This window comes from Streptomyces atratus, assembly GCF_014648655.1.
GTDB lineage: Bacteria > Actinomycetota > Actinomycetes > Streptomycetales > Streptomycetaceae > Streptomyces > Streptomyces atratus.
The window spans coordinates 25635-52234 of sequence record NZ_BMRN01000045.1 but is presented as its reverse complement, the minus strand read 5'-3'; the positions used below and the strand labels follow the sequence as shown (position 1 = coordinate 52234).

The 26600-nt window shown below is 69.1% G+C and carries 20 protein-coding genes; 7 read left to right on the top strand and 13 right to left on the bottom strand.

Features of this window, described 5'->3' with window-relative positions; translation table 11 throughout:
• Positions 1 to 623: 623 nt before the first annotated feature.
• The 3 genes from IEZ15_RS36690 to thyX all read right to left on the bottom strand — a co-directional run bounded on the left by IEZ15_RS36690 (position 624) and on the right by thyX (position 4228).
• Positions 624 to 2309, bottom strand: coding sequence for a ribonuclease J (locus IEZ15_RS36690; protein WP_114247006.1), 1686 nt, complete (start codon positions 2307 to 2309; stop codon positions 624 to 626).
• Between the two features lie 129 nt (positions 2310 to 2438).
• Positions 2439 to 3338: a 4-hydroxy-tetrahydrodipicolinate synthase gene (gene dapA, locus IEZ15_RS36685; protein WP_114247005.1), complete on the bottom strand. Its 900-nt coding sequence runs from the start codon at positions 3336 to 3338 to the stop codon at positions 2439 to 2441.
• Between the two features lie 152 nt (positions 3339 to 3490).
• The gene (thyX, locus tag IEZ15_RS36680; protein WP_093898763.1) at positions 3491 to 4228 is read right to left on the bottom strand and encodes an FAD-dependent thymidylate synthase; all 738 of its coding nucleotides are present in this window, start codon (positions 4226 to 4228) and stop codon (positions 3491 to 3493) included.
• A 186-nt stretch (positions 4229 to 4414) separates the two neighbouring features.
• Between thyX and IEZ15_RS36675 the strand changes: the two genes are divergently transcribed.
• On the top strand, positions 4415 to 4654 hold the full coding sequence (locus tag IEZ15_RS36675; RefSeq protein ID WP_114247003.1) for a hypothetical protein: 240 nt from the start codon (positions 4415 to 4417) through the stop codon (positions 4652 to 4654).
• 94 nt (positions 4655 to 4748) lie between these two features.
• Positions 4749 to 5300 carry an SCO5741 family PH domain-containing membrane protein gene (locus IEZ15_RS36670; protein ID WP_114247002.1) on the top strand — a complete coding sequence of 184 codons (552 nt, stop codon included), beginning with the start codon at positions 4749 to 4751 and terminating at the stop codon, positions 5298 to 5300.
• A gap of 110 nt (positions 5301 to 5410) precedes the next feature.
• Here IEZ15_RS36670 and IEZ15_RS36665 read toward each other — a convergent pair whose 3' ends face one another.
• The 6 genes from IEZ15_RS36665 to eccD form a co-directional block, all read right to left on the bottom strand.
• Entirely contained in the window at positions 5411 to 5869 is a 459-nt protein-coding gene (locus IEZ15_RS36665; protein ID WP_114247001.1) for a tetratricopeptide repeat protein, read from the bottom strand.
• A gap of 12 nt (positions 5870 to 5881) precedes the next feature.
• Entirely contained in the window at positions 5882 to 6634 is a 753-nt protein-coding gene (gene dapB / locus IEZ15_RS36660) for a 4-hydroxy-tetrahydrodipicolinate reductase (RefSeq protein ID WP_189281184.1), read from the bottom strand.
• A 24-nt stretch (positions 6635 to 6658) separates the two neighbouring features.
• Positions 6659 to 8038, bottom strand: a complete 1380-nt coding sequence (locus IEZ15_RS36655) for a M16 family metallopeptidase (RefSeq protein WP_114246999.1) — start codon at positions 8036 to 8038, stop codon at positions 6659 to 6661.
• Positions 8035 to 10272 (bottom strand): polyribonucleotide nucleotidyltransferase, encoded by a 2238-nt coding sequence (locus IEZ15_RS36650; RefSeq protein WP_114246998.1) that lies wholly within the window; start codon positions 10270 to 10272, stop codon positions 8035 to 8037. The genes IEZ15_RS36655 and IEZ15_RS36650 overlap by 4 nt, the downstream gene beginning before the upstream one ends.
• Before the next feature lie 333 nt (positions 10273 to 10605).
• Positions 10606 to 10896 carry a 30S ribosomal protein S15 gene (gene rpsO, locus IEZ15_RS36645; RefSeq protein ID WP_003965855.1) on the bottom strand — a complete coding sequence of 97 codons (291 nt, stop codon included), beginning with the start codon at positions 10894 to 10896 and terminating at the stop codon, positions 10606 to 10608.
• A 281-nt stretch (positions 10897 to 11177) separates the two neighbouring features.
• Positions 11178 to 12659 carry a type VII secretion integral membrane protein EccD gene (eccD, locus tag IEZ15_RS36640; RefSeq protein WP_189281183.1) on the bottom strand — a complete coding sequence of 494 codons (1482 nt, stop codon included), beginning with the start codon at positions 12657 to 12659 and terminating at the stop codon, positions 11178 to 11180.
• 186 nt (positions 12660 to 12845) lie between these two features.
• Here eccD and eccCa point away from each other — a divergent pair, with 186 nt between their 5' ends.
• Positions 12846 to 16805, top strand: coding sequence for a type VII secretion protein EccCa (gene eccCa, locus IEZ15_RS36635; RefSeq protein ID WP_189281182.1), 3960 nt, complete (start codon positions 12846 to 12848; stop codon positions 16803 to 16805).
• Positions 16806 to 17070: 265 nt separating this feature from the next.
• Positions 17071 to 17304 (top strand): DUF397 domain-containing protein, encoded by a 234-nt coding sequence (locus tag IEZ15_RS36630; RefSeq protein WP_114246995.1) that lies wholly within the window; start codon positions 17071 to 17073, stop codon positions 17302 to 17304.
• Between the two features lie 70 nt (positions 17305 to 17374).
• On the opposite strand, the gene IEZ15_RS36625 is transcribed toward IEZ15_RS36630, so the two are convergent.
• The 4 genes from IEZ15_RS36625 to eccB form a co-directional block, all read right to left on the bottom strand.
• Positions 17375 to 17680 (bottom strand): WXG100 family type VII secretion target, encoded by a 306-nt coding sequence (locus IEZ15_RS36625; RefSeq protein WP_114246994.1) that lies wholly within the window; start codon positions 17678 to 17680, stop codon positions 17375 to 17377.
• A gap of 49 nt (positions 17681 to 17729) precedes the next feature.
• Positions 17730 to 18080 (bottom strand): WXG100 family type VII secretion target, encoded by a 351-nt coding sequence (locus IEZ15_RS36620; protein WP_114246993.1) that lies wholly within the window; start codon positions 18078 to 18080, stop codon positions 17730 to 17732.
• Positions 18081 to 18340: 260 nt separating this feature from the next.
• Complete coding sequence (gene mycP, locus IEZ15_RS36615) at positions 18341 to 19564, bottom strand: type VII secretion-associated serine protease mycosin (protein WP_189281181.1); 1224 nt, start codon at positions 19562 to 19564, stop codon at positions 18341 to 18343.
• Positions 19565 to 19611: 47 nt separating this feature from the next.
• Complete coding sequence (gene eccB / locus IEZ15_RS36610) at positions 19612 to 21162, bottom strand: type VII secretion protein EccB (protein ID WP_189281180.1); 1551 nt, start codon at positions 21160 to 21162, stop codon at positions 19612 to 19614.
• 226 nt (positions 21163 to 21388) lie between these two features.
• On the opposite strand from eccB, the gene eccE reads away from it, so the two are divergent.
• From eccE to IEZ15_RS36595, 3 genes are all read left to right on the top strand, one after another.
• Positions 21389 to 22732: a type VII secretion protein EccE gene (gene eccE, locus IEZ15_RS36605; protein WP_189281179.1), complete on the top strand. Its 1344-nt coding sequence runs from the start codon at positions 21389 to 21391 to the stop codon at positions 22730 to 22732.
• Positions 22732 to 23454, top strand: coding sequence for a hypothetical protein (locus IEZ15_RS36600; protein ID WP_189281178.1), 723 nt, complete (start codon positions 22732 to 22734; stop codon positions 23452 to 23454). Before eccE ends, IEZ15_RS36600 begins: the two co-directional genes overlap by 1 nt.
• Before the next feature lie 317 nt (positions 23455 to 23771).
• Positions 23772 to 26531, top strand: a complete 2760-nt coding sequence (locus tag IEZ15_RS36595) for an SCO5717 family growth-regulating ATPase (protein WP_189281177.1) — start codon at positions 23772 to 23774, stop codon at positions 26529 to 26531.
• Positions 26532 to 26600 lie beyond the last annotated feature (69 nt).

Genomic DNA, 26600 nt, shown 5'->3' with positions numbered 1-26600 from the left:
CCGTGAATGTTTTCCCGTAATCGGGACACACATCACGAGAGCGGAACGATCAGCCGGAATAAGACCGATCGTTCACAGCGTCCTCGCTGTGTAAATTGCCCACCTGAACCATGAGGCCCGGCAGGACTTTCAAAGGAACCACCAACCTGCCGAAGCAGGCCGGGGTATCAACATATCTGGCGTTGACTTTTGGCACGCTGTTGAGTTCTCAAGGAACGGACGCTTCCTTTGTACTCACCCTCTCGGGCTTTCCTCCGGGCTTTCCCTTCGGTCTTGCGTTTCCGACTCTATCAGACTCTTTCGTGTCCGATTCCCGGTCGAAGCGGGGCCGCTTTCCAGTTCTTCGCTTTCGCGTTTCCCTTTCCGGCGGTTCCAACCTTACCAGATTCTTTTTCGTTCCGTTTCCGGTCCGAATTTGAATTCCGGTGGCCTTTGGAGTGGCCTTGCCTTTCGGCGGATCCGACTTTATCAGAAGTTCTGAGTCGGAATTCCCGCTCCGTTCGGAGTGCCCACTGCACATGAGCGTGCGCGCGCTTCCCGGTCAGGCGGAGCCGTAAACGTACTGGAGCGGGGCGCCCCGATGCAAATCGGGGGCCCCGCTCCGGAGTTCGCGTCTGTCGGGGTCAGACCTCGACGACGACGGGAAGGATCATCGGTCGCCGGCGGTAGGTGTCGGAGACCCACTTGCCCACCGTGCGGCGGACCAGCTGCTGGAGCTGGTGGGGCTCCAGCACGCCGTCCTGGGCGGACCTGTTGATCGCCTCCTCGATCTTCGGCACAACGGCGCTGAATGCCGAGTCGTCGATGCCGGAGCCGCGGGCATGGATGTCCGGCCCGCCCGTGATCTTGCCGGAGGAGCTGTCGACCACGATGAAGACGGAGATGATGCCCTCCTCGCCGAGGATCCGGCGGTCCTTGAGGGAGGTCTCGGTGACGTCCCCGACCGAGAGGCCGTCGACGTACACATAACCGGCCTGGACCTTGCCGACGATCTTGGCCTTGCCGTCGATGAGGTCGACGACGACGCCGTCCTCTGCGATGACGATGTGGTCCTTGGGTACACCGGTGAGGGCGCCCAGTTCGGCGTTGGCCCTGAGGTGGCGCCATTCGCCGTGGACCGGCATCAGGTTCTTCGGCCTGCAGATGTTGTAGAAGTACAGCAGCTCGCCGGCCGAGGCATGGCCCGAGACGTGGACCTTGGCATTGCCCTTGTGGACGACATTGGCGCCCCAGCGGGTCAGGCCGTTGATCACGCGGTACACCGCGTTCTCGTTGCCCGGGATCAGGGACGACGCCAGGATCACCGTGTCGCCCTGGACGATGCGGATCTGATGGTCGCGGTTGGCCATACGGGACAGTGCGGCCATCGGCTCGCCCTGGGATCCCGTGCAGACCAGCACGACCTCGTCGTCCGGAAGGTCGTCGAGGGTCTTGACGTCGACCACCAGGCCCGCAGGCACCTTCAGATAGCCGAGATCGCGGGCGATGCCCATGTTGCGGACCATCGAGCGCCCGACGAAGGCAACCCGGCGGCCGTATTCGTGTGCCGCGTCGAGGATCTGCTGGATGCGGTGCACATGGCTGGCGAAGCTCGCCACGATGATGCGCTTCTGAGCGTTGGCGAAGACCGTGCGCAGAACATTGGAGATGTCCCGCTCGGGCGGTACGAAGCCGGGGACCTCCGCGTTGGTCGAGTCGGAGAGGAGAAGGTCGATGCCTTCCTCGCTCAGCCGGGCGAACGCGTGCAGGTCGGTGAGCCGGCCGTCCAGCGGGAGCTGGTCCATCTTGAAGTCGCCGGTCGCGACGGCCATGCCCGCAGGTGTGCGGATGGCGACCGCGAGGGCGTCCGGGATGGAGTGGTTGACCGCGATGAACTCGCAGTCGAAGACGCCGATGCGCTCGCGCTGGCCCTCCGCGACTTCGAGGGTGTACGGGCGGATGCGGTGCTCCTGGAGCTTCGCCTCGATCAGCGCGAGGGTCAGCTTGGAGCCGATGAGAGGGATGTCCGGCTTCAGTCGCAGCAGGTACGGGACACCACCGATGTGGTCCTCGTGGCCGTGCGTGAGGACGATGCCCTCGATGTCGTCGAGACGGTCCCGGATCGTGGTGAAGTCCGGCAGGATCAGGTCGATTCCGGGCTGCTCTTCCTCCGGGAAGAGAACTCCGCAGTCGACGATGAGCAGGCGGCCGCCGTACTCGAAGACCGTCATGTTGCGGCCGATTTCGCCGAGGCCGCCGAGCGGGGTGACCCGGAGGCCGCCCTTCGGGAGCTTCGGCGGGGTGCCGAGTTCGGGATGCGGATGACTCAAAAGACTCTCCTTACCACGCGCGCCACGTACCGCTTGGGCACGTGGCGCGCATGTCATTCGTGCACTTGCTGTTGTCTGTGTTGTCGCTCTTGCGAGTGTTCTTCGTTTATTCAGTTGTGAAGTCTGTGGTTACAGCTCTACCCCACCGGCGGCGAGATCGATCTTGAGCTGCGCCGTTTCCTGTGCGGTGAGTTCCACCAGGGGAAGGCGCAGCGGGCCCGCAGGGAGGCCCTGGAGGGCCAGTGCGGCCTTGGTGGTGATGACGCCCTGGGTACGGAACATGCCGGTGAAGACCGGCAGGAGCTTCTGGTGGATCTCCGTAGCCTTCTGGACGTCGCCGCCGAGGTACGCCTCGATGAGGGCGCGCAGGTCGGGGGTGACGACATGGCCGACGACGGAGACGAATCCGACGGCCCCGACCGAGAGGAGCGGCAGGTTCAGCATGTCGTCGCCGGAGTACCAGGCGAGGCCGGACCGGGCGATGGCCCAGCTGGCACGGCCGAGGTCTCCCTTGGCGTCCTTGTTGGCGACGATGCGCGGGTGCTCGGCGAGCCGTACCAGCGTCTCTGTGTCGATCGGCACACCGCTGCGGCCCGGAATGTCGTAGAGCATCACCGGCAGACCGGTGGCGTCGGCGATGGCCGTGAAGTGGCGGAAGATGCCTTCCTGCGGCGGCTTGTTGTAGTACGGCGTGACCGCGAGGAGGCCGTGGGCACCCGAGCGTTCGGCCGTGCGGGCGAGTTCGATGCTGTGACGGGTGTCGTTGGTGCCGATGCCGGCGACGACGTGGGCCCGGTCTCCCACTGCTTCGAGTACGGCCCTAACGAGCTGGTCTTTCTCCGCGTCGCTGGTGGTCGGGGACTCGCCGGTGGTGCCGTTGATGATCAGGCCGTCATTGCCTGCGTCCACCAAGTGGGCGGCGAGCCGCTGGGCGCCGTCGAGGTCGAGTGCACCGTCCGCCGTGAAGGGCGTGACCATAGCGGTGAGGACCCGCCCGAAGGGGGTCTGCGGAGTGGAGATCGGAGCCATGGGTAACACGCTACTCGTTGCTCAGCGCCCAATGCCCCCTCGGGGGGACACCCAGTAGGAGCCCGGCACTGCCTGCTCGGGGGTTCAAGCAGTGCCGGGTCCGTTTGATCAGCCTAGATGAACTTCACGAAACGCCGCAATACGGACACCGCTTACGGGGCTACGCGTCCGTTCTTGTTGAAGGCTGCATGGGTGAGCGGCATGAGCCGGGCCCAGTGCTCCTCCATCTGCTGGCCGACCATTTCGATTTCCCGCTGCGGGAAGGACGGCACCTTCGCCAGCTCGTGCTGGGTGCGCAGGCCGAGGAAGTGCATCAGCGAGCGGGCATTGCATGTGGCGTACATCGAGGAGAACAGGCCGACGGGGAGTACCGCGCGGGCGACCTCACGGGCCACTCCTGCGGCGAGCATCTCCTGGTACGCCTCGTACGCCTGGCGGTAGGAGTCTTCCATGATGCGGCCGGTGAGCTCCTGCTGGGCCTGGGTGCCCTCGACGAATTCGTACTTGCCGGGGCGGCCCTGCTGGACGAGCTTGCGGGATTCCCCCGGAACGTAGAAGACCGGTTCCAGCTCCCTGTAGCGGCCCGATTCCTCGTTGTACGACCAGCCGACGCGGTGACGCATGAACTCGCGGAACACGAAGATCGGGGCGCTGATGAAGAAGGTCATCGAGTTGTGCTCGAACGGGCTGCCGTGCCGGTCACGCATCAGGAAGTTGATGAGCCCCTTGGAGCGCTCAGGGTCCTTGGTGACCTCCTCCAGGGACTGCTCACCGGCCGTGGAGACACGGGCCGCGAACAGGACGTCGGAGTCGCCTGCGGAGTGTTTCACCAGGTCAACGGTGACGTCACTGCGGAAGCTGGGCTTTGCGGGCTCGGGGGTCTCGGTCACCGGCGGGGTCCTTCCAATTGCGTCGCTCGGGCGGCGCCCACTCTACGGGCCGCCACTGACAACGAGGGCCGGAAGGGTCGTGCAGGGATTTCTTCGACGAATTCGGCGATTCGGGGCACCGAACGGGTCTGCCGTACGTCTGACTCTTTAGCAGCATCCGTAACAGAGTTCAAGGAGAGCTTCCTCATGTTCCGCCGGCGTGAATCCGTCCCGTTCTCGTTCGTGGCCGAGGCCGACCGATTCCGCAGTAACGTCACCCCGCCCCCGCGGGAGCGCACCACCGTCTCCCAGCTGGCCGGCCGTTCCCTTGTCGGGCTGACGGTCGTAGCAGGTCTCATCGGGTCGCTGATCCTCGGCCTGCCCGCCCTGAGCACCGCCCAGGGGCCGTCGCAGACCCAGCAGACCGAGGCTGCCCACGGGCGCTGACTCCTACGGGCCCCCTGGGGTGGTCTGGTCGGCGGCCTCCTCGGTAGCCTCACCGGGCACAGCAATCGAGCGTGCTTGTGAGTAAGGATCAGTCGTGCCCCTGCCCTTTCTGACGGCCGAACGCGCGTTTGACGCGAGCGCTGAGGACATCGCGCTGCCGTTCGACGACCACGACAGCTGGCGGCGTCCGTACCGCCCAGGACCCTGGCGGGTCGCGGCTGCGGCCTCCCTGCTGCTGCTCTCGTCGTTCATCCTGCTCGCGGGGATGGTCATCCTGTTCGCCGGGGCGGTGCCGGGTGCCGCCGCATGTCTGGCGCTCGCCGTCGTGGTCATCGGCTGCGCCCTGCGGCTGCTGCGGGTCGGCGCCTGGGTGAGCCGTCACGGCGTGCGCCGGGTCGGCTTCTTCACGACGACGACCGTGCCGTGGAACCGCGTCGCGGGCGTCCGTACGGTGCAGCAGCCGGTGAAGTGGCTCGGGTTTCCGCGCACGGTGCAGGGGCAGGCGTTGATCGTCGTACGCCAAGGAGGCGAGTCGATGCCGCCCCTGCTCACCGACAGCAGTGCGGATTTTCTGGCGCGGGGTGAGGCGTTCGACCGTGCGGCCGACACGGTCGAGGCGTGGGGGGACGAGTATCGGCGGGGCTGAGACGTCCGGCCACCGGGGCCGCCCGGTGGCCGTTTTGTCCTCAAGCGCCGGACAGGCCTGATCCGGCCGGACGGGCTCGATGATTCGGTCGGACAGCCCGTCGGCCCGGGTCAGGGCGTGCTGGGCTGGGTGGGCTTCGTATGCAGGGCGATGGCGCGCTGCATGGCCTTTCGGGCGCGGGGGGTGTCCCTGGCGTCCTGGTAGGCGACGGCCAGGCGGAACCAGCAGCGCCAGTCGTCCGGCGAGTCCTCGGTCTCCTCGCGGCGGCGTGCGAACACGGCGTCGGCCGAGGCGCGGTCGATGCGGCCGGACGGGGTCCGGACCAGCTCGTCGACCGGCAGGCCGCCCTCCGCGTCCAGTTCGGCGGCCAGCGCGTTGGCCCGCGCCACGAACTGGGTGTTCTTCCAGAGGAACCAGATACCGATCACCGGCAGGATCAGCACCGCGACCCCGAAGGTGACCGTCAGCAGGGTGCCGTGCTGGATGAGCAGGACGCCACGGCTGCCGACCAGGGCGAAGTAGAAGACCAGGACGGCAGCGGTGACGAAGTAAGTGATCTTTGCGCGCATGGCAGGGCTCAGTCAGTTCAGGTCGAGGAAGTGTTCCAGGCCGAACGTGAGGCCGGGAGTGGTCACCACGCGGCGTGTGCCGAGCAGGATGCCCGGCATGAAGCTGCTGTGGTGCAGGGAGTCGTGGCGGATGGTGAGCGTCTCGCCCTCGCCGCCGAGCAGCACTTCCTGGTGGGCCAGGAGACCTCGGAGTCGGATCGCGTGGACCGGGACTCCGTCCACGTCCGCGCCGCGGGCGCCGTCCAGGGCTGTGACGGTGGCGTCCGGCTGCGGGGCGCAGCCGGCCTTCCTCCGGGCCTCTGCGATCAGCTGGGCAGTGCGGGTGGCGGTGCCCGAGGGGGCGTCGGCCTTGTTGGGGTGGTGCAGTTCGACGACCTCGACGGACTCGAAGTAGCGGGCGGCCTGCTCCGCGAACTTCATGGTGAGGACGGCGCCGATGGAGAAGTTCGGCGCGATGAGCACACCGGTCCCCGGGGAGCCGGAGAGCCAGGTGTTCAGCTGCGCGAGCCGTTCGTCGGACCAGCCCGTCGTACCGACGACGGCGTGGATGCCGTGCCGGATACAGAAGTCGAGGTTGCCCATCACCGACGCGGGGGTGGTGAGCTCGACGACGACCTGGACGCCGGATTCCGCGAGGGTCTCCAGCTTGTCGCCACGCCCCAGGGCGGCCACCAGCTCCATGTCGTCGGCGGCCTCGACGGCTCGTACCGCTTCGGATCCGATACGGCCCTTGGCGCCGAGAACGGCCACGCGCAGCTTGCTCATTGCTCTGCTTCCTTACGGGTGGGGTTAGGAGACCGCTTCGTCGAGGCGGTCGGCCTGCTTGTCCTTGAGCGGGCCGATGACGGAGAGCGAGGGGCGGTGTCCGAGGACCTCGCCCGCCACCGCGCGGACGTCATCGGGGGTGACCTGCGCTATCCGGGCCAGCATGTCGTCGACCGACATCTGGTCGCCCCAGCACAGTTCGCTCTTGCCGATACGGTTCATCAGCGCGCCGGTGTCCTCCAGGCCGAGGACCGTGGAGCCGGAGAGCTGCCCGATGGCGCGGCCGATCTCCTCGTCGCTCAGCCCTTCGGACGCCACCCGGTCGAGTTCGTCCCGGCAGATCTTGAGGACGTCGTGGACCTGGCTGGGCCGACAGCCCGCGTACACGCCGAAGAGTCCGCAGTCGGCGAAGCCCGAGGTGTACGAGTAGACGCTGTAGGCGAGGCCGCGCTTCTCCCGTACCTCCTGGAAGAGGCGTGAGCTCATGCCGCCGCCGAGGGCGGTGTTGAGTACGCCGAGCGCCCAGCGACGGTCGTCGGTGCGGGCCAGGCCGGGCACGCCGAGAACGACATGGGCCTGCTCGGTCCTGCGGTTCAGCAGCTCGACGCGGCCCGCGGTGCGCAGAGTGCGGGAGCCCTGGCGCGGGGCGACCGGGACGGCTTCGGTGCGGGACAGGGCGCCCGCGCGCTCGAAGGCCTTGCGGACCTGGCGTACGACCGTGGCGTGGTCGATGTTGCCGGCGGCGGCGACGACCAGGTGCGTGGGGTCGTAGTGCTTCTTGTAGAAGCGGGCGATCCGGCCGCGGTCGAGCGCGTTGATGGTGTCGACGGTGCCGAGGACCGGGCGGCCGAGGGGGGTGTCGCCGAGCAGCGTGTGCGCGAACAGGTCGTGCACGCAGTCGCCCGGGTCGTCCTCGGTCATCGCGATCTCTTCGAGGATGACGCCGCGCTCGGCGTCGACGTCCTCGGCGGTGATCAGCGAGCCGGTCAGCATGTCGCAGACGACGTCGATGGCCAGTGGCAGGTCGGTGTCGAGAACCCGCGCGTAGTAGCAGGTGTACTCCTTCGCCGTGAAGGCGTTCATCTCGCCGCCGACCGCGTCGATGGCGGCTGAGATGTCGAGGGCACTGCGCTTGGCGGTGCCCTTGAAGAGGAGGTGTTCGAGGTAGTGCGTCGCACCGTTCAGGGTGGGGGTCTCGTCGCGTGATCCGACGTTGGCCCAGATCCCGAAGGTGGCGGAGCGGACGGAGGGCAGCGTCTCGGTGACGACCCGGAGACCGCCGGGAAGGACGGTGCGGCGGACCGTACCGATGCCGTTGGTGCCCTTGAGAAGCGTTTGGGTACGGGCGACGGCCCGCGCCTTCGAGGAGGCGCGGGCCGTCGTCACGGAACTACGGGACGTCACTTGGCGGCGTCGTCCTTCTTCTCGGACCCCTCGGCGGAGCCGCCATCGGACTCAGCACCCTCGATGACGGGGATCAGGGAGAGCTTGCCCCGGGAGTCGATCTCGGCGATCTCGACCTGGACCTTGGATCCGACGCCGACCACGTCCTCGACGTTCTCCACGCGCTTGCCACCGGCGAGCTTGCGGATCTGCGAGATGTGCAGCAGGCCGTCCTTGCCCGGCATGAGGGACACGAACGCACCGAAGGTGGTGGTCTTGACGACCGTACCCAGGTAGCGCTCGCCGACCTCCGGCATGGTCGGGTTGGCGATCGAGTTGATCGTGGCGCGGGCGGCCTCGGCGGCCGGTCCGTCGGCGGCACCGATGTAGATGGTGCCGTCGTCCTCGATCGTGATGTCGGCGCCGGTGTCCTCCTGGATCTGGTTGATCATCTTGCCCTTGGGGCCGATGACCTCACCGATCTTGTCCACCGGGATCTTGACGGTGATGATCCGCGGGGCGTTCGGGGACATCTCGTCCGGGACGTCGATGGCCTCGTTCATCACATCGAGGATGTGGAGGCGGGCGTCGCGGGCCTGCTTCAGCGCGGCGGCCAGGACCGAGGCGGGGATGCCGTCGAGCTTGGTGTCGAGCTGGAGCGCGGTGACGAACTGCTTCGTACCGGCGACCTTGAAGTCCATGTCGCCGAAGGCGTCCTCCGCACCGAGGATGTCGGTGAGGGCGACGTAGTGGGTCTTGCCGTCGATCTCCTGGGAGATCAGGCCCATGGCGATACCGGCGACAGCGGCCTTGAGCGGCACACCGGCGTTCAGCAGCGACATGGTGGAGGCGCAGACCGAGCCCATGGACGTCGAGCCGTTGGAGCCCAGCGCCTCGGAGACCTGGCGGATCGCGTAGGGGAACTCCTCGCGCGTCGGCAGCACCGGCACGATGGCGCGCTCGGCGAGCGCGCCGTGGCCGATCTCGCGGCGCTTGGGCGAGCCCACGCGGCCGGTCTCACCGACGGAGTACGGCGGGAAGTTGTAGTTGTGCATGTAGCGCTTGCGGGTCACCGGGGAGAGAGTGTCCAGCTGCTGCTCCATGCGGAGCATGTTGAGGGTGGTGACGCCCAGGATCTGGGTCTCGCCACGCTCGAACAGCGCCGAGCCGTGCACGCGCGGGATGGCCTCGACCTCGGCGGCGAGCGTACGGATGTCCGTGACGCCACGGCCGTCGATACGGACCTTGTCCTTGATGACGCGCTCGCGGACCAGCTTCTTGGTCAGCGAACGGTACGCGGCGGAGATCTCCTTCTCGCGGCCTTCGAAGGCCGGGAGAAGCTTCTCGGCGGCGATCTCCTTGACGCGGTCCAGCTCGGCCTCGCGGTCCTGCTTGCCGGCGATGGTGAGCGCCTGGGCCAGCTCGGACGTGACGGCGGCGGCGAGGGCCTCGAAGACGTCGTCCTGGTAGTCCAGGAAGACCGGGAAGTCGCCGGTGGGCTTGGCAGCCTTGGCGGCGAGGTCCGACTGGGCCTTGCAGAGGACCTTGATGAAGGGCTTCGCAGCCTCGAGACCGGCGGCGACGACCTCTTCGGTCGGGGCCTCGGCGCCGTCCTTGACGAGCTGGATGGTCTTCTCGGTGGCCTCGGCCTCGACCATCATGATCGCGACGTCGCCGTCCTCCAGGACGCGACCGGCGACGACCATGTCGAAGACGGCGTCCTCGAGCTCGGTGTGCGTCGGGAAGGCGACCCACTGGCCCTTGATCAGGGCGACACGGGTGCCGCCGACCGGGCCGGAGAAGGGCAGGCCGGCCAGCTGCGTGGAGCAGGAGGCGGCGTTGATCGCGACCACGTCGTACAGGTGGTCGGGGTTGAGCGCCATGATCGTCTCGACGATCTGGATCTCGTTGCGCAGGCCCTTCTTGAAGGAGGGGCGCAGCGGGCGGTCGATCAGGCGGCAGGTGAGGATCGCGTCCTCGGAGGGCCGGCCCTCACGACGGAAGAAGGAGCCGGGGATCTTGCCCGCGGCGTACTGCCGCTCCTCGACGTCCACCGTGAGGGGGAAGAAGTCGAGCTGGTCCTTGGGCTTCTTGGAAGCCGTGGTGGCCGACAGCACCATGGTGTCGTCGTCCAGGTACGCAACGGCGGAGCCGGCGGCCTGCTTGGCCAGGCGGCCCGTCTCGAAGCGGATGGTGCGGGTGCCGAAGGTTCCGTTGTCGATAACGGCCTCGGCGTAGTGGGTCTCGTTCTCCACTAGCGTTTTCTCCGATACATATCGTCTTCTCGCCCCCACGCCCGTGTGGCGGGGGACGGTTGCGGAGAAGCCCTCCATCGGCGGGCCGGTCTTCGATCGAAGCACCCGGGTTGCTGTGTCCGGGGGCCACTACCGAGGACCGGCGGCGGGGAGTCTCCTTCTCGCTCGTCTGTGGGACGTTCTGCGACCAGGTTACTGAGATTCGGCTCAGCTTGGCATTCCGGTCGTGCGGGCAGGCCCGCCACATCCCGTACATGCATACGTACACACAACTGTACGTACAACAAAGGGAGCGGCCCCCTCAGTCGTGGGAACCGCTCCCTTCACGGCGTATTACTTGGCGCCGCCGGCCGCACCGCGGCGGATGCCGAGGCGGTCGACCAGCGCACGGAAGCGCTGGATGTCCTTCTTGGCCAGGTACTGAAGGAGGCGGCGACGCTGGCCGACCAGGATCAGCAGACCACGACGGGAGTGGTGGTCGTGCTTGTGCGTCTTGAGGTGCTCCGTCAGGTCCGAGATCCGGCGGGAGAGCATCGCGACCTGGACCTCGGGGGATCCGGTGTCACCCTCCTTCTGGGCGAACTCGGACATGATCTGCTTCTTCGTAGCGGCGTCGAGCGGCACGCGTACTCCTCTTGATGTTCGATGCGCCCACGAGTGCCCCTGGTCTTGATCGCAGGGGAGCTTCCATGACTCGGAGGCGAAGGTCCGATGAGCGCAGCTCCCAGGATGATCCGGAAGGGCGTACACAAACGGCCGTCACACAGCGTACCAGTCCGCCGGAGCCGGTTCGGCCGGGAGTGCGGTGGCCCGGGAGCAGCCGGGAAGCCGCTCTGTCCTCGATCGCCGGGCGGGCTTGATTCTGCCCGGCTGGGCTTGGTTCCGCCCGGCTGGCCCGATCGGTGTCAGCTGGTCAAAGCCCTGGCCCTCGCGAAGACGTCCAGTACCGCCAGGCAGAGCGGGACCAGGGAGAGGAGGACGGTGCTCTCGGCCAGGTCGAGGAGGCGGCCCCAGAACGGGGAGAGGCCCTTGCGGGGGATGATCAGGCCGATCGCGGTGAGCAGGGCGGCCCCGGCGGCGACGGCTGCGGAGAGCCAGATCGTACGGATGTCCAGGGAGCTGCGGTCGCCGTACCGGATCAGATCGAACAGCAGGTCGGTCGGCGGATTCAGGGAGAGGCCGAGGATCAGCAGGGCGACCGCACCGATGCCCGCAACCAGTACGCAGGCGACCTGCGAGGTGTAGCGGAAGAGGCGGGCGCGCAGCAGCATCGCGAGTCCTGCGGCCAGCGCCAGGAACTGGCCCCAGATGTTGTCCGAGAAGCCGAGGACGGCAGCACAGCCGACGACGACGGCCGCACAGCCCCCGACCAGGCCGAGCAGCATCTCGTGGCCCCGGCGGGCCTGGGCCGCGATGCGGTCGGCGTCGACGGGGGTGCCCTGGGTCTGGGGCTCCGCGTTCGGCTCGGCGAAATTGTCGTCGTAGCCGCCGGGGGCGGTGCGCGGCGAGGCGTAGCCGATGGGCAGCCGGGCGAAACGGGCGGACAGGCCGGGCAGGAAGGCGACGAGGCCGAGGGCGACGGGGGCACAGACGGCGGCGGTCTCGGTGGCGGATGCCTCGGTGAGGATCGCGACGAAGGTCGCCAGGGTGCCGACGGTGGCGAGGAAGGTCGCCGCGACGAACGGGGCGTCGCCGCTCGGGGTGAGGACGACCAGAGCGACCGAGGAGACCAGTACGGCGACGCAGCCGAGCAGGAACTGCAGCCGGCCGGGGCCTTGGCCGGCGTCCGGGCCGATGATGCCGGAGCCCGCGATGAGCACAAGGGGCAGGGCGCCGAGGCCGAGGGCGACGGCGGTGGCCCGGTCCGCGTAGACCCGGGCGCGTACCCCCGCGAACGCGGTCAGCAGCAGTCCGGCCGAACCGGCGATGATGCCGGGCAGGCTGTGCATGTCGTGCCGTACCGGGTCGGCGAACCAGAGCACGAAGCCCATCAGGACGAGCAGCAGTACGCCGCCGACCAGGCCCGCGCCGCGCAGTAGTTCGTCGCTCCACAGATGGCGGTCGCGGGTGACGGCCGAGGCGACGGCGTCCGAGACGTCATCGAAGACGGCGGGCGGCAGCGACTGGGCAAAGGGGCGCAGGCTGAGGAGTTCGCCGTCGAGGACCTGCTGGGCGGCGAGGGTGCGCGCGCCGTCGAGGACCGTGCCGTCGCGGCGTACGAGGTGGTACCCGGTGGGAGTTCCGGCCGCCTGGGTCTGGCCGGTGAGGCGGAGGATCTCCGGGTAGACGTCGGCGACGGCGATGTCCTCCGGCAGGGCCACATCGATCCGGCTGTCGGGCGCCACGACGGTGACGCGGCAGAAGCCCGTCGCTGCAGTCGAACTCACGTGTCTGGTCCCCCTGATTCGCGGTTGCGCACGGTGCGCGCGCCACCCTACCGGGAGGGGGGCAGGTCATCTGCAAGTAGGATCGCCATCGCGCGGAGGGACGTCCGCAAGCAAAGGCAGCCACGGGGGCTTCGGTGCACGTTCGGCCGGCCTTCCGCCCGTCCGTACCGAGGGATTGATGTTTCGGTGAGCCAGATCGTCGTGAAACGACCTCCGCGGGCCCTGCCGCCGGAAGTCCCCATGGACGAGTTGACGTTGGAGTCCCCTCCCGAACTGCCCCGCGGGCAGCAGGAGGGCATGCTGATGCAGATCCTGCCGGTGCTCGGCATGGGTTCGTCGGTGGTCTTCTTCTTCTCTCCCCAGGCCCATCCGTTCATGCGGATCATGGGTGTTCTGATGCTCGTCTCGACCGTCGGAATGGTGGTCGCGCAGCTTGTCCGCCATCGCCGCGGTACGCAGGGGCAAATGGCAGATGTCCGGCGTGACTACCTCAAATACCTGGCGCAGACGCGGCGTACGGTGCGCCGGACGGCGCGCAAGCAGCGGGACGTACAGCTGTATCTGCAGCCTGCTCCCGAGCAGTTGTGGTCGGTGGTCGCCGAGGGCAGCCGGGTGTGGGAACGGCGCGTCGGCGACAAGGACTTCGGGCAGGTGCGGGTCGGGCTGGGGGCGCAGCAGCTGGCCACCCCGCTGATCGCCCCCGACACCGCTCCGGTGGATGAGCTGGAGCCGATGTGCGCAGGTGCGATGCAGCGGTTCCTCGCCGTGCACGGGTCGTTGGACGGGCTGCCGATGGCCGTGTCGATGCGGGCGTTCTACCACGTGACGGTCTCCGGTCAGCCGGAGGCGGCACAGTCGGCGGCGCGGGCGCTGGTCGCGCAGTTGGTGACGCTGCACTCCCCCGAGGATCTCGTGGTCGCCGTCGTGACGGCGCGGGGCGCGGTGTCGCGCTGGGAGTGGACGAAGTGGCTTCCGCATCTGCAGGTGCCGGGGCAGGTCGACGGGGCCGGCACGAAGCGGCTGTTCGGGGATGACCTGGGCGAGCTGGAGCAGCTGCTGGCGAGCCGGCTCGACGGGCGGCCGCGGTTCGGCCGGGAGAGTCAGCCACTGCTGGACCAGCCGCACATCGTGGTGGTTCTCGACGGCGGGATGGTGCCGCCGGACTCGCTGTTCGCGGCGGCCGAGGGCCTGCAGGGTGTGACGATCGTCGAGGTGGTGCCGGGTGAGCTCGACGAGCCGCGCGGCGGTCTCTCCGTGGTGGTGCGGCCGGGGCTGCTGCGGCTGGAGTCGGGTGCGGGGCTGGCGTACGAGGGTGTGCCGGACGGGATGTCGCTGCCCGCGGCCGAGGCGCTGGCCCGGCAGCTGGCGCCGCTCAGGATGGGCGGGGGCGACGGCGACGAACCGCTGCTGGCCAACCTGGACTTCACGGATCTGCTGAATCTGGGCGATGCGGGTTCGGTCGATGTGGCGCGCACCTGGCGGCCACGGTCGGTCTCCGAACGGCTCCGGGTGCCGATCGGGGTCGGCGAGGACGGCCAGCCGGTGATGCTGGACCTGAAGGAGGCCGCGCAGGAGGGCATGGGTCCGCACGGGCTGTGTGTCGGCGCCACGGGTTCCGGCAAGTCGGAGCTGCTGCGGACGCTGGTGCTGGGGCTCGCGGTCACGCACTCCTCGGAGACGCTGAACTTCGTACTCGCGGACTTCAAGGGTGGCGCGACATTCGCCGGGATGTCGCACATGCCGCATGTGGCGGCCGTCATCACGAACCTCGCGGACGACCTGACACTGGTCGACCGCATGGGGGACGCGATCCGCGGTGAACTGCAGCGCCGGCAGGAGCTGCTGCGGTCGGCCGGCAATTACGCCAACATCCACGACTACGAGAAGGCTCGGGCGGCGGGTGCGGCGCTGGAGCCGCTTGCCTCGCTCGTCCTGGTCATCGACGAGTTCTCCGAACTCCTCACCGCCAAGCCCGACTTCATCGACATGTTCATCCAGATCGGCCGGATCGGGCGTTCGCTGGGTGTGCATCTGCTGCTCGCCTCGCAGCGCCTGGAGGAGGGAAAGCTGCGCGGGCTCGACACGTATCTCTCGTACCGGATCGGGCTGCGGACCTTCTCCGCCGCCGAATCGCGTACGGCGCTGGGTGTGCCCGACGCGTACCACCTGCCGTCGGTGCCCGGTTCCGGCTATCTGAAGTTCGGTACGGACGAGATGACGCGGTTCAAGGCGGCGTATGTGTCGGGGACGTACCGCACCGGCGGTCCCGATCTGTCGGTGGGGGCGCTGCCGATCGACCGGCGGCCCGCGGTGTTCAGCGCGCTTCCGGTGCCGGTGGTGTACGCGGCGCCCGATCCGGCGCATCTGGTGGCGTCGCGGACGAGCACGGAGGACGATGCGCTCGCCGACACGGTGCTCGATGTGATCGTGCGTCGCCTGGAGGGGCAGGGGGTGCCCGCCCATCAGGTGTGGCTGCCGCCGCTGGACCGGGCGCCGACGCTGGACCAGCTGCTGCCGGGGCTCGCGCCGACCGCCGAGCGAGGGTTCACGGCGACGGAGTACACCCGCCCGGGCGGGCTGACGGTGCCCCTCGGGCTGATCGACAAGCCCTTCGAGCAGCGGCGCGAGGTGCTTTACCTGGACTTCTCGGGTGCGGCGGGCCACATGATGGCCGTCGGCGGGCCGCAGTCCGGCAAGTCGACGCTGGTACGGACGCTCATCTCGTCGTTCGCCCTCACCCACACCCCGCACGAAGTGCAGTTCTACGGGCTGGACTTCGGTGGTGGCGGTCTGGTCTCGCTGGCGGAGCTGCCGCATGTCGGCGGGATGGCCTCCCGGCTGGACCCGGAACGGGTGCGGCGTACGGTCGCCGAGGTCGCAGGTGTGCTGAACCGGCGTGAGGAGTTCTTCCGCGCCCACTCCATCGACTCCATCGCCACCTACCGGCGCAAGCGTGCCCTGGGTGAGCTGCCCGGCGAGGCGTGGGGCGATGTCTTCCTGGTGGTGGACGGCTGGGGCGGCTTCCGTTCCGAGTACGAGATGCTGGAGCAGGTCGTCACCGACATCGCCGCGCGCGGGCTCGGCTACGGCATCCATGTAGTCATCACGGCCGCCCGCTACATGGAGGTGCGGGCCGCGCTGAAGGACCAGATCCTCGGCCGGCTGGAGCTGCGGCTCGGCGACGTCATGGACTCCGAGTTCGACCGCAAGGTCGCGGCCAATGTGCCCGCGGGTGTCCCGGGCCGGGGGCAGGTGCCGCAGAAGCTGCACTTCATGGGGGCGCTGCCGCGTATCGACTCCTCCAGCAGCGCCGCGGATCTCTCCGACGGTACGGCCGCGTTCGTCGGGTCGGTGAAGGCGAACTGGGCGGGTCCCGCGGCGCCGGCCGTACGGCTGCTGCCGCGCAAGCTGCCGGCCGATCATCTGCCGAAGGGCTTCGAGTTCCCGCAGCGGGGCATCGCGATCGGTATCGACGAGACCGAACTGGAGCCGGTGTTCGTCGACTTCGAGACCGATCCGTTCTTCCTGGTCTTCGGGGAGAGTGAATCGGGGAAGACCAATCTGCTGCGGCTGATCGCGAAGCAGATCGCGGAGCGCTACTCCCCCGACGAGGCGAAGCTCGTCGTCGGTGACTACCGACGGGGGCTGCTGGGTGCGCTGCCGGAGGGGCATCTGCTGGAGTACGCGCCGATGGCGAGCTCGATGCAGATGCACATGGAGGCGCTGGCCGGGGTGTTCGCACGACGGCAGCCGCCGACGGATGTCACGCCGCAGCAGTTGCGCGACCGCAGTTGGTGGACCGGCCCGCAGATCTTCATCATCGTCGACGACTACGACCTGGTGGCGACGAACGCGGGCAACCCGCTGGCCCCGCTGGCGGAGTACCTGCCGTTCGCCCGGGACACCGGGGTCCGCTTCATCATCGCGCGCAACTCCGCCGGGGCCTCGCGGTCGATGTACGAGGCGTTCATGCAGCGCATCAAGGAGCTGGGGGCGCAGGGTGTGGTGCTGTCCGGCGACCCGTCCGAGGGCGATCTGATCGGTTCGGTGCGCGGGCATGCGATGCCGCCGGGACGCGGGTACTTCGCCTCGCGGCGCCGGGGGAACCCGCTGGTGCAGATCGGGCGGTTGCCGGAGCAGAACTAAGCCGCCGGGACCGGGAGTCGTTCCGTACCCGGACCGCGGTCACGGACACCGTTGTGTTCGCCGGTCAGGATCAGCTGAGCCGGGGACCGGGCGGGCCGGCGCTCGGCGGAGCGTACCGGTCCGGCAGTGCGTCCGGATGCGGGGTGGGCGGTCTCTACCACCGTGGTGCGGAAGCTGTAAACACCGGGACTGCGGGGCGTGGGAGCGGGGATAGTCTGCTCGCGGGCGACGAACACGTTCCGCCGCAGGAGAGGAAAGGCACCTGATGGGCACGCAAGCGGAGAAGGACGAGCTGTACGGACTCGACATCTCGGGGGTGGAGTGGCTGAGTGCGCCCGGTACCGAAGAGGCCGAGGAGCGCGTCGAGATCGCGCATCTGCCGGGCGGTGCGGTGGCGATGCGGTCCTCGCTGGATCCTGAGACCGTGCTGCGGTACACCGAGGCCGAGTGGCGGGCCTTCGTCCTGGGGGCGCGGGACGGCGAGTTCGACCTGAAGTAGTCGTTGTCGCACACCGAAAGAGGGGCACGCTCCGCCGAGCGTGCCCCTCTTTCGGTGTGCTTGCGGGCGGTCAGTACGCCTCGGTGAACGCGCGCGAAGACTTGAGGTCCGTGGCGCGGTAGCTGTCCTTGCCGGATTCGATGATCTTCGCGACGTGCTCCAGGCGGTTCTTCATGTGGTTCGCCTTCTCCTTGTACTTGCGCTGGAGGTTCACGTATTCCCGGTGAGCCTCACCGTCCCAGGTGTCGGTGACGACCTTGAGTGCGCTGTCCATCTCCGTGAGGTCGTTGACGATCTTCTGCGACACCGTACGGATACGGTTCGCGATCTCCTGGACGCTCTCGTACTTGACCTTGGTGTTCGGGTCGTGGCCCATGTGTCTGCTCCTCGGTGCTCAGCGTGTACGGAAGGGGGTGCGGCGCTGCTCAGACGTTGTTCAGCCCGGAGGTGTTGGCCGACGGCGCCTGATCCTTGACCGCGTTGAAGGCCGCACGGACCTCCTCGTCGTTGGCGTTGCTGAGCTCCTTCGTGCTGCCCACCGCGTTGAGCAGGACGTTGAGAAGCCGGCGGATCTCGTCGTGGTCCTCATTGATCATGTTCTGTGCGGAGGTGAATCCCGAGGCACCGACGCCCGTCCATCCGGCGCTGACCGTCGCGAGGATGTCGGCGAGCTCCCTGGACTCACGGGACACCTCGCCGGCCGTCTCGATGATCTTGTTCTTCGCCTGGACGATCGGATCGTCGGCAAGTGCGTAACCGCCTGCGGGGTTGGTCATCCGGAGGTCCTATCTCTCAGTTCCCGGGCCTGCCCGCATGGTGCGGCCAGGCTTCTTCCTGCCCCCGTGTGCTCCGGCAAAGGGGTGGGGAAAGTGCGGGACCGGAAAGTGCGTCGTCGGCATTCCCGCAATCCGAAATCGGATTCGGCCACTTCTCGTTCCCCCGTCACACACGTGAAGTCTGTTACCACCCTAGTCACTTCGTCAGCTCTCCCCAACTGCGGTTGATGGCGAGAGAGTCACGCCACCGGGCGGGTGTGTCACCGCGAAGCGCGTCGACGCCGGACATCCCGGACGACCGTCGCAGTTCCGGCAATCACACTGACCAGCACGGCCGCCACGGCCAGCGCGTAGGTGGCGTACCGCTCGCTGCGCTCCTGCGAAGTCTCCGTCAGGGAAAGGTGCGCGGGCTCGGGGGCCGGCGCCCTGGGCGGCGCCGGGTCGGGATGCGGGGCGTCCTGCGGGATGTCGTCGCCGGACAGGGCGCGGACCGGGTCGACGACGCCCCAGCCGACGAAGTCGTCATGGCCGGTGACGGAGCGTTCGGCGGTCTGCTCGATCCGGGCGACGATCTGGGCTGCCGTCCACTTCGGGTACTTGGCGCGCATCAGGGCGGCGACCCCGGCGACGTACGGGGCGGAGAAGCTGGTGCCGTTGTCGGTGCACTGGCCGTTGCCCGGGACGGTGGAGACGATGTCGACGCCCGGTGCGGCGACGCCGACGAACTCACCGGCCTGGGAGAAGGGGGCGCGTTCGTTGTTCCGGTCGGACGAGGCGACGGCGAGGACGCCGTCGAAGGCCGCGGGGTAGGTGCGCTTCAGTTTGCCGTCCATACCGTCGTTGCCCGCGGAGGCGACCACGACGATGTCCTTGGCGAGCGCCCTGGCCACCGCTCTGCCCAGCGCGGACGTCTCCGCCAGGGCTTTCGTCGTGTCCTGGGAAATGTTGATGACGTCGGCGCCCTTGGCGATCGCATGGTCGATCGCGGTCGCCATCGTGGTGTCCTTGCCGCTGTTCTTCTCGTCGTTCTGGCGGATCGGGATGATCGTGGCCTCGGGGGCCAGTCCCACGAATCCGGTGCCCTTGCGGGGGCGGGCGGCGATGATACCCGCGACCTTTGTGCCGTGGCCGACCTCATCGACGGTGCCGTCGCTCTTGCCGCCCTTGAGGTAGTCGGCGCCCGCCGATGTGTCGACGGCCGTCTTGAGCTGCCGGTTGACGTTGTCCACGCCGGTGTCGATGACCGCGACGCGTACCCCCTTGCCCTTGGTGTCCTGCCACAGTTCGTCCAGCAGGACGCGCTGCAGCGACCAGGGGCGGCCCTCGTACTGCTGCTTCATCGGGAAGGTGCATTCGCCGCTGCCGTCGATGCCCACATCGCCGGTGCCCTGCGCGCGCTCGGCGGCGTACGCGGCCCCGGGCCCCGCCAGTGCGGCCAGTGCGGCGACGACCGCCGCCGCGAGGACCGTCTTCCGGTACAACATCTGTCCCTCTCCCCCGTACCCTGCTCTGCCTGCGATGCGCCGGAACGTCATGAACCCTGGGGCTGGCGGGCGCTGTTGGTGTCGAGCCGGGGGCCCTTGGACAGGAAGTCCGACCAGGCGATCGGTACGAGGGCGGGCGTCACCTTCTCGTATCCGAGCCTGCTCTGCGCCTGGCTCGGCTCGGGGCGGCCGTCCGACTGCTTCTGCTCGTCACCGGTGCCGATGTCGGAGCGGCCGGCATCGCTGTCGCCGTTCGCCTGGACCGCGTACCGCAGTCCGGTGTCGGTCACCAGGAAGAGCGATCCGTCGGGGCTGGTCTGTTCGCCCCGGACCTGGGTGTAGAGCAGGCCGCTGCCGGGAGTCACATAGGTGCTGGTGCCACCGACGCTGATGGTGGCGGGGTACGCGGTGCCGGCCCAGGTGCTCAGGGTCGTACGCCCCGATGCGTCGACCTTGCGCAGCACGCTGCAGACGGTGTCGCGGCTGCCGCTGCCGCCCTCGGCGGAGTTCACCTGGTCGGTCTTGCGGGCCGGCCAGTGTGCGGCCTGGCCGGTGAAGGTCGCGGCGTCGGGTACGAAGTCCTGCAGGCCGACGGCGCGTGCCTCGCTGTCCAGGTTCAGCTCCGCCGTCTGCGGGGAGTTGATCAGCAGCCAGGCGGTGAACTCGGAGACGGGCTGGACCTTTTTGTCGAGCACGACGTAGTAACTGGTGCCTTCGCCGGTCCTGGTCCGCAGGACCATGCCGACCTTGTTCTCCTCGGTGGAGAGCTGTCCTTCGACATGTGCCGGGGCGCCGATGGTCCCGGGGATCTGCGGGAAGACGATCGGGCTGCCGTCGTGCAGGGTGGCCAGCCAGTCGTCGGTGACGGACTGCGGCTGCCTGCTGCCGACCAGCGCGTTGGTCAGATGGCCGTTGTCGGCGGCGGTCTCGGCGATGCGGTACTTGGTGCCGTTCGCATCGACGAGATAGCGGGCCCGGTCCTGGCCCTGGACGTAGAGCACCTGTCCGCCGCTGAGCTTCTTGCTCCCCTCGGTCAGCTTGTTGTCGCGTTCACCGAAGACGAAGGCGGCCTTCTGCACCGTGTTGCCCTTGCCGCCGGGCTGTACGCAGACGGCCCATCGCTTGGCTGTCCCGGCGTCCTTCGCCTCGGGCAGCCGGTCGGGGGCGTACGGAATGCCGAGGATCGGCCCTCGCGAGGGCTTGCCCGCGTCCAGGACCTCGTCGGCGACCTGGATGACGTCGTAGTTCTGCGGGTTGAGGAGCAGTCGGGCCGAGGCGAGGTTGAGCACGGGGTGCAGCAGGGTCTTTTTCTTCTTGCCCTTGCCGGTGGTGAGCACGACATAGCGGGTGGTGGACTTCTTGCCGACGATCACGTTGGTGCCGGGCTTGTCCCAGCCCTTGGGTGCGGTGGGCTTGAACATGCCGAAGGCTCCGAAGCCCGCGAGGATCAGCGCACCGACGACCACGCTCGGCAGGACCGCTCGCAACGGCCGCGGGGCGCCCTCCTCGGTGCCGGTGGGCGAGGGTTGGAGGAATGCCGCCACCGTGCGTTTCTTCGCAAAGGTGTATGCGTTGAGCTCATCCCGCCGTGATGCCATGAGTCGCTTTTCTCCCGTGTCTCCCCGCGCGGCACCGGGGGCGGTCGCATCCCCGGCCCCTGTACCGGGCCCGCGATGCCGGACCTGGGTGCCGGACCGGCCCCCTACTATGCCTGCTGACCGCGAGCGGCGGTGGGGCGGGTAGGGTGATCCAGCCGCCGAAGCTCCGTGCGGGGCAGGCGGAATACGGGTGGAGTTGGGGCCTAATGAACGGGGGAATGCCGGAATGACGGCTTCCGCGACACGGACACGTCCGGCCGGGAACGCAACGGTCTCCACAGCTCCTCCGGCCGGTGGCCCACCGGCCTCCCGCGGCTCTTCACGGGGCGCCCGAGGGCCGGCCTCCGCGCGGCTCAACGGACGCCCCGGGCAGCTCGGTTCGTTCCGATTGCAACAACTCGTACTGCTGGAGACCGCGGCCGCGCTGCTGCTCGCGGCGTGGGTGATCGAACCCCTGCTGCTGGCCCCGGCCGTCGTGGTCGCCGCGCTGCTGGTGCTGCTGGCCGTCGTGCGCAGACACCGCCGTTCACTTCCGGAGTGGCTGGGCACCGTCCTCTCGCTGCGCGCGCGTTCACGCAGGGCCGGTTCGCTGGAGCTGCCCGCGGGAACGGAGCCGGGGATAGCGCCCGTCGTCGAGTGCGATCCGGCGTTGCGTACCTACTCCTTCAGCGACCGTGACCGGCGACCGGTCGGGATGATCGGTGACGGTACGTTCGTCACGGCCGTTCTCCAGGTGGAGTCGGACGCTTCGGCACTCAGGCCGGACCGGTCCGTGCAGCCGCTGCCGCTGACGCTCGTACAGGATGTGCTGGAAGTCGACGGCATCCGGCTGGAGTCGGCGCAGATCGTGCAGCACACCCAGCCCGCACCCGCCCCGCATCTGCCCCAGCAGTCCGTCGCCGCACGCAACTACGCACCGCTGCAGGCCCAGACGGGTTCGCCCGCCGTCCGGATCACCTGGATCGCGCTCAAGCTGGACCCGGAACTCTGCCCGGAGGCCGTGCAGGCGCGCGGCGGTGGCATCACGGGGGCTCAGAAGTGCGTGGTACGAGCGGCGGACCAGCTGTCCAGCAGGCTGACCGGAGCCGGCTTCCGTGCGACGGTGCTGACCGAGCAGGAGTTGACGTCCGCGATCGCGACCTCGGTCTGTGCCAGTGCACCGGCCATGGCACAGGCCGGCCGAAGCGGGACGCCGGTACGCCGCACCGGGGAGACCTCGCGGACCTGGCGCTGCGACGACCGGTGGCACACCACCTACTGGGTGGGCCGCTGGCCGCAGTTCGGCGGCAGCGGTGGTGGCGCAGGTGCGTCGATGCCACAGCTCGTCGCCCTGCTCACCTCGATCCCGGCGCTCGCCACCACCTTCAGTCTCACGCTGGGGCACGGTGAGCGGCAGGGCGTCTCGATCACCGGACACATCCGGATCACCGGGCGCAGCGACGAGGAACTGGTGGGCGCCCGACATGAGTTGGAGCGCACCGCCCGCGGGGTCAGGACCTCGCTGGTACGGCTCGACCGCGAGCAGCTGCCCGGTGTGCTCGCCACCCTGCCGCTCGGGGGTACCCGCTGATGTCCGTGCCCACGAGCGCCCGTGCCCGGCTCGGCTTCGGGCTGATCGGTCCGCGTCGCGATCGGCAGTCGGTCTCGCTCGACCAGTTGGCGTCGCTGGCCCTGCCGGTCGGTGACGACGGCATGGTCATCGGCGTGGACGCCCATGGCCGCCCCGCCGTGCTCGGGATCAACCGGCCGACTCCGTACGACGTCACACTGATCGGCGGGCTGTGGACGGCGCAGGTGCTCGCGCTGCGGGCGGCCGCGACCGGTGCGCGGATCGTCGTGGAGACCGGGCGGTCCCAGACGTGGACGGGGCTCGCGCACGCCGCGGGCGGCGGTCAGCCGTGCATCACGCTGCACGATGTGGGGCGGGTACCGCCACAGGGGCCCTCGGCGGGTTCGCCGGTGGTCGTGGTGCGGGACTGCGGCATGCGGCCACCGCGCGGGCGGGTGGTGTCCGGTCCTTGGCAGTCGGTGCTGACGCTGCTGCCGTATCTGAGTCCGGTGGCACCGAGGCTGATCGAGAAGTCGGCCCTGGTCGGTATCCAACGGGTATCTCCTGACGAAGCCACACAGATCGGTCGCATGCTGCATCTTCCGGCCGCCGAGACTCAGGCACTGTCCACGCTGGCGGACGGGGTCACCCTCTGGTGCGCCGGGCGCGACCGGGAGTTCGTGATGACCCAGGCGACCGACGCCGAGACCGGGCTGCTGGGTGGCGCGCGCCGGATGGACTGACGGAGCCGGCTTGCTTGCGGCCTGTACGGAACGTTCGGCATTCCATGCATGGATGTGCGAGTTTGACCGCTTCGCCCTTCACGCTGTGCCGCACTCGGTTCACTTGGGGGCAGTGCGTGATGTACGGGACAGCTCTTGCGGTGCCGTACGGCCTGCCGGAGCGAGCCCCAAGACGATTAGGGTGGGTCCGGGCGCGGCAGAAGAACCTGCGGGCAGGCGATGCGCGTCCCGGGGGAAGAGCCGGGCGGTTAGGAAGACGGAAACGGTCGCCCCCACCCACCAAGGCACAAGGGTGCTCGACCACACCAGGAGGCAAAGTGAACGGCGATCGGGACGAGATCCGCGGGGGCTGGAACAAGCCCGTCGACGAGTCGTCCGACGCGGAGCCCGCCGAGATGACGGGTGAGTTCACCATCGACTACACCCCGCCCGCCTGGTACACGCAGAACGCGCCGGGGGACTCGTCGGGCGGTGCCGGATCGCACCTGGCGCCGCCTCCGCCGCCCAACGGGGCGCCGTTGTCCGTGCCCGCGCCACCGGCCGGGGGCGGTTTCGACCCCAACTGGGCCCCGGCGCCGCCCGCACCGGCTCCGATTCCGGCACCGGCTCCCGCTGCTGCTCCTGCTCCTGCTCCTGCTCCTGCTCATTCCGCGGCGGGTGACTCCGCTCCCTCTCCTGCTCCTGCGGAGGGGGCAGGGGCGGGGGCTCCCGACGGGATGACGGACCCGTTCGGGGGCGGTGATGTGGAGAGCGGCGCGACCATGCGGTTCTCACCGGCCGCGCTGAAGCGGGAGATCGCGGAACGCGAGGAGGCGTCGAGGAACGCGGACGGGGACGGCTCGAGTTCGGGATCCGGTTCCGTGGGAGCCGGTGCGGACGGTGTGAACGAGGGCGAAGCCCCCAGTTCCGGTTCCGCGCAGGCGGCGGACTCCGCCGATGAGCCGGACGACGCTGCCGTCGCGGATTCCGGTGCCGCTGCAAAGGCGCCTGCCGAGACTCCGGGCGACCTGTCGAGCGGTGCTGCCGACGGACCTGAGGGCGCCGCGTCCTCGGACGCCGTCACGGACGCGGCGCCCCAGGACGTACCGCCTCCCAACACACCGCAGGACACCCCGGCGCCCGCCATGCCGACCCCCTGGACCCCGGCGCCGCCGCAGAGCGGTCTGCCGCCGCTGCCGCCCGCCTTCCATCCCGCGACGCCGCAGCCCTCCGCGCCCCGGTCGGCGCCGCAGTGGCCCGCCCAGACTCCGGCCGACCAGATGCCCGACGGCTACGGATTCCCGCATGCCGGAGCGCCTCAGCCGCCGCAGGCACCGCAGCCGCCGCAGGGTGGTTACGGATTCCCGCAGCAGCCCGCTCCCCCCGCGCCGCAGGCACCGGAGCAGGGTGGTTACGGATTCCCGCAGCCTCCCCAGGCGCCCCAGCCGCCGCACGTACCCGAACAGGGTGGTTACGGATTCCCGCAGCCTCCCCAGGCGCCCCAGCCGCCACAGGTACCCGAACAGGGTGGTTACGGATTCCCGCAGCCTCCCCAGGCGCCCCAGCCGCCGCAGGCGCCCCAGACACCCCAGTGGCCCGCGCAGCAGGGCGTGCCGCTGCCGCCGCAGGTCCCCCGGGCGCCCCAGCAGCCGGTCCAGGGCACGCCCCATCTGCCCGCGCAGGCCGCCCCTCAGTCGCCCGCGCACCAGCAGCATCCACAGCAGCAACAGCAGGGACAGCCCGTCGACCCGCGGACCGGCGCCGCCTGGCCGACCCCGGTCACCCACGACCAGCGCGAGCGCTCCGTGCCCGGCGCCCCGCTCGGGTACACGGCGGCCGTGGAGCTCTCCTCCGACCGGTTGCTCCGGAACAAGCAGAAGGCGAAGAGCAGCCGTACGCCGTCCAGTGCGGCCCGTTTCAAGCTGGGCGGCAAGAAGGAGGAGGCCGAGCGGCAGCGCAAGCTCCACCTGATCCGTACGCCGGTGCTTTCCTGCTACCGGATCGCGGTCATCAGCCTCAAGGGCGGCGTCGGCAAGACCACGACGACCACCGCCCTCGGCTCGACCCTGGCCACCGAACGGCAGGACAAGATCCTCGCCATCGACGCCAACCCGGACGCGGGCACGCTCGGCCGCCGGGTGCGCCGGGAGACCGGGGCCACCATCCGTGACCTGGTCCAGGCGATCCCGTACCTCAACTCGTACATGGACATCCGCCGCTTCACCTCGCAGGCGCCCTCCGGTCTGGAGATCATCGCCAACGACGTGGACCCGGCGGTCTCCACGACGTTCAACGACGAGGACTACCGGCGCGCGATCGATGTGCTGGGCAAGCAGTACCCGATCATCCTGACCGACTCGGGCACCGGTCTGCTCTACAGCGCGATGCGCGGAGTGCTGGACCTCGCCGACCAGCTGATCATCATCTCGACGCCGTCGGTCGACGGTGCGTCAAGCGCGTCCACCACGCTGGACTGGCTGTCGGCGCACGGGTACGCGGAGCTCGTACAGCGCTCCATCACTGTCATCTCGGGTGTCCGCGAGACCGGCAAGATGATCAAGGTCGATGACATCGTGCAGCACTTCGAGACGCGCTGCCGCGGCGTGGTCGTCGTACCGTTCGACGAGCACCTGTCGGCCGGTGCGGAGGTCGACCTCGACATGATGCGGCCCAAGACCCGCGAGGCGTACTTCAACCTCTCCGCGATGGTCGCGGAGGACTTTGCGCGCGCCCAGCAGCAGCAGGGGCTCTGGACGTCGAACGGCTCCAACCCGCCCCCGCAGTACGCCCCGCCGATGCCCGGCCAGCAGCAGTACTCCCCGCAGCAGCCGTACCCGCCGCAGCAACAGCCGTACGGTGGGCAGCAGCCCCCGCAGCCGTACCCCCCTCAGCCCGGTCCCGGAGTGCAACAGAACGGCTGGCAGCAGTCGTTGCCCTCCCAGGCGCAGTCCGCGGCGAGCCCGGCCGGACCGCCGCCGCCTCACCAGCAGCAGCCGGCTCAGCCGGGTCAACCCGGACAGCCGATTCCGCCCGAACTGCAGGGTCCCGTACCGCCGGTGGGTTGGCCGCAACAGCCGCCGCCAGCGCCTCAGCAGTAAGGCAACAGAGGTCTAAACCAATGAGGGCCCGCACCGTCTCCACGGTGCGGGCCCTCTGCGTATTCCCGC

What these genes read in the sequence shown, in the direction of transcription:
- IEZ15_RS36600 (WP_189281178.1), top strand. Translation starts at nt 22,732, where the DNA reads ATGTCCGTGCCCACGAGCGCCCGTGCCCGGCTCGGCTTCGGGCTGATC.
- eccB (WP_189281180.1), bottom strand. Translation starts at nt 21,162, where the DNA reads ATGGCATCACGGCGGGATGAGCTCAACGCATACACCTTTGCGAAGAAA.
- IEZ15_RS36620 (WP_114246993.1), bottom strand. Translation starts at nt 18,080, where the DNA reads ATGACCAACCCCGCAGGCGGTTACGCACTTGCCGACGATCCGATCGTC.
- eccE (WP_189281179.1), top strand. Translation starts at nt 21,389, where the DNA reads ATGACGGCTTCCGCGACACGGACACGTCCGGCCGGGAACGCAACGGTC.
- IEZ15_RS36665 (WP_114247001.1), bottom strand. Translation starts at nt 5,869, where the DNA reads ATGCGCGCAAAGATCACTTACTTCGTCACCGCTGCCGTCCTGGTCTTC.
- IEZ15_RS36630 (WP_114246995.1), top strand. Translation starts at nt 17,071, where the DNA reads ATGGGCACGCAAGCGGAGAAGGACGAGCTGTACGGACTCGACATCTCG.
- IEZ15_RS36625 (WP_114246994.1), bottom strand. Translation starts at nt 17,680, where the DNA reads ATGGGCCACGACCCGAACACCAAGGTCAAGTACGAGAGCGTCCAGGAG.
- IEZ15_RS36675 (WP_114247003.1), top strand. Translation starts at nt 4,415, where the DNA reads ATGTTCCGCCGGCGTGAATCCGTCCCGTTCTCGTTCGTGGCCGAGGCC.
- mycP (WP_189281181.1), bottom strand. Translation starts at nt 19,564, where the DNA reads ATGTTGTACCGGAAGACGGTCCTCGCGGCGGCGGTCGTCGCCGCACTG.
- dapB (WP_189281184.1), bottom strand. Translation starts at nt 6,634, where the DNA reads ATGAGCAAGCTGCGCGTGGCCGTTCTCGGCGCCAAGGGCCGTATCGGA.
- dapA (WP_114247005.1), bottom strand. Translation starts at nt 3,338, where the DNA reads ATGGCTCCGATCTCCACTCCGCAGACCCCCTTCGGGCGGGTCCTCACC.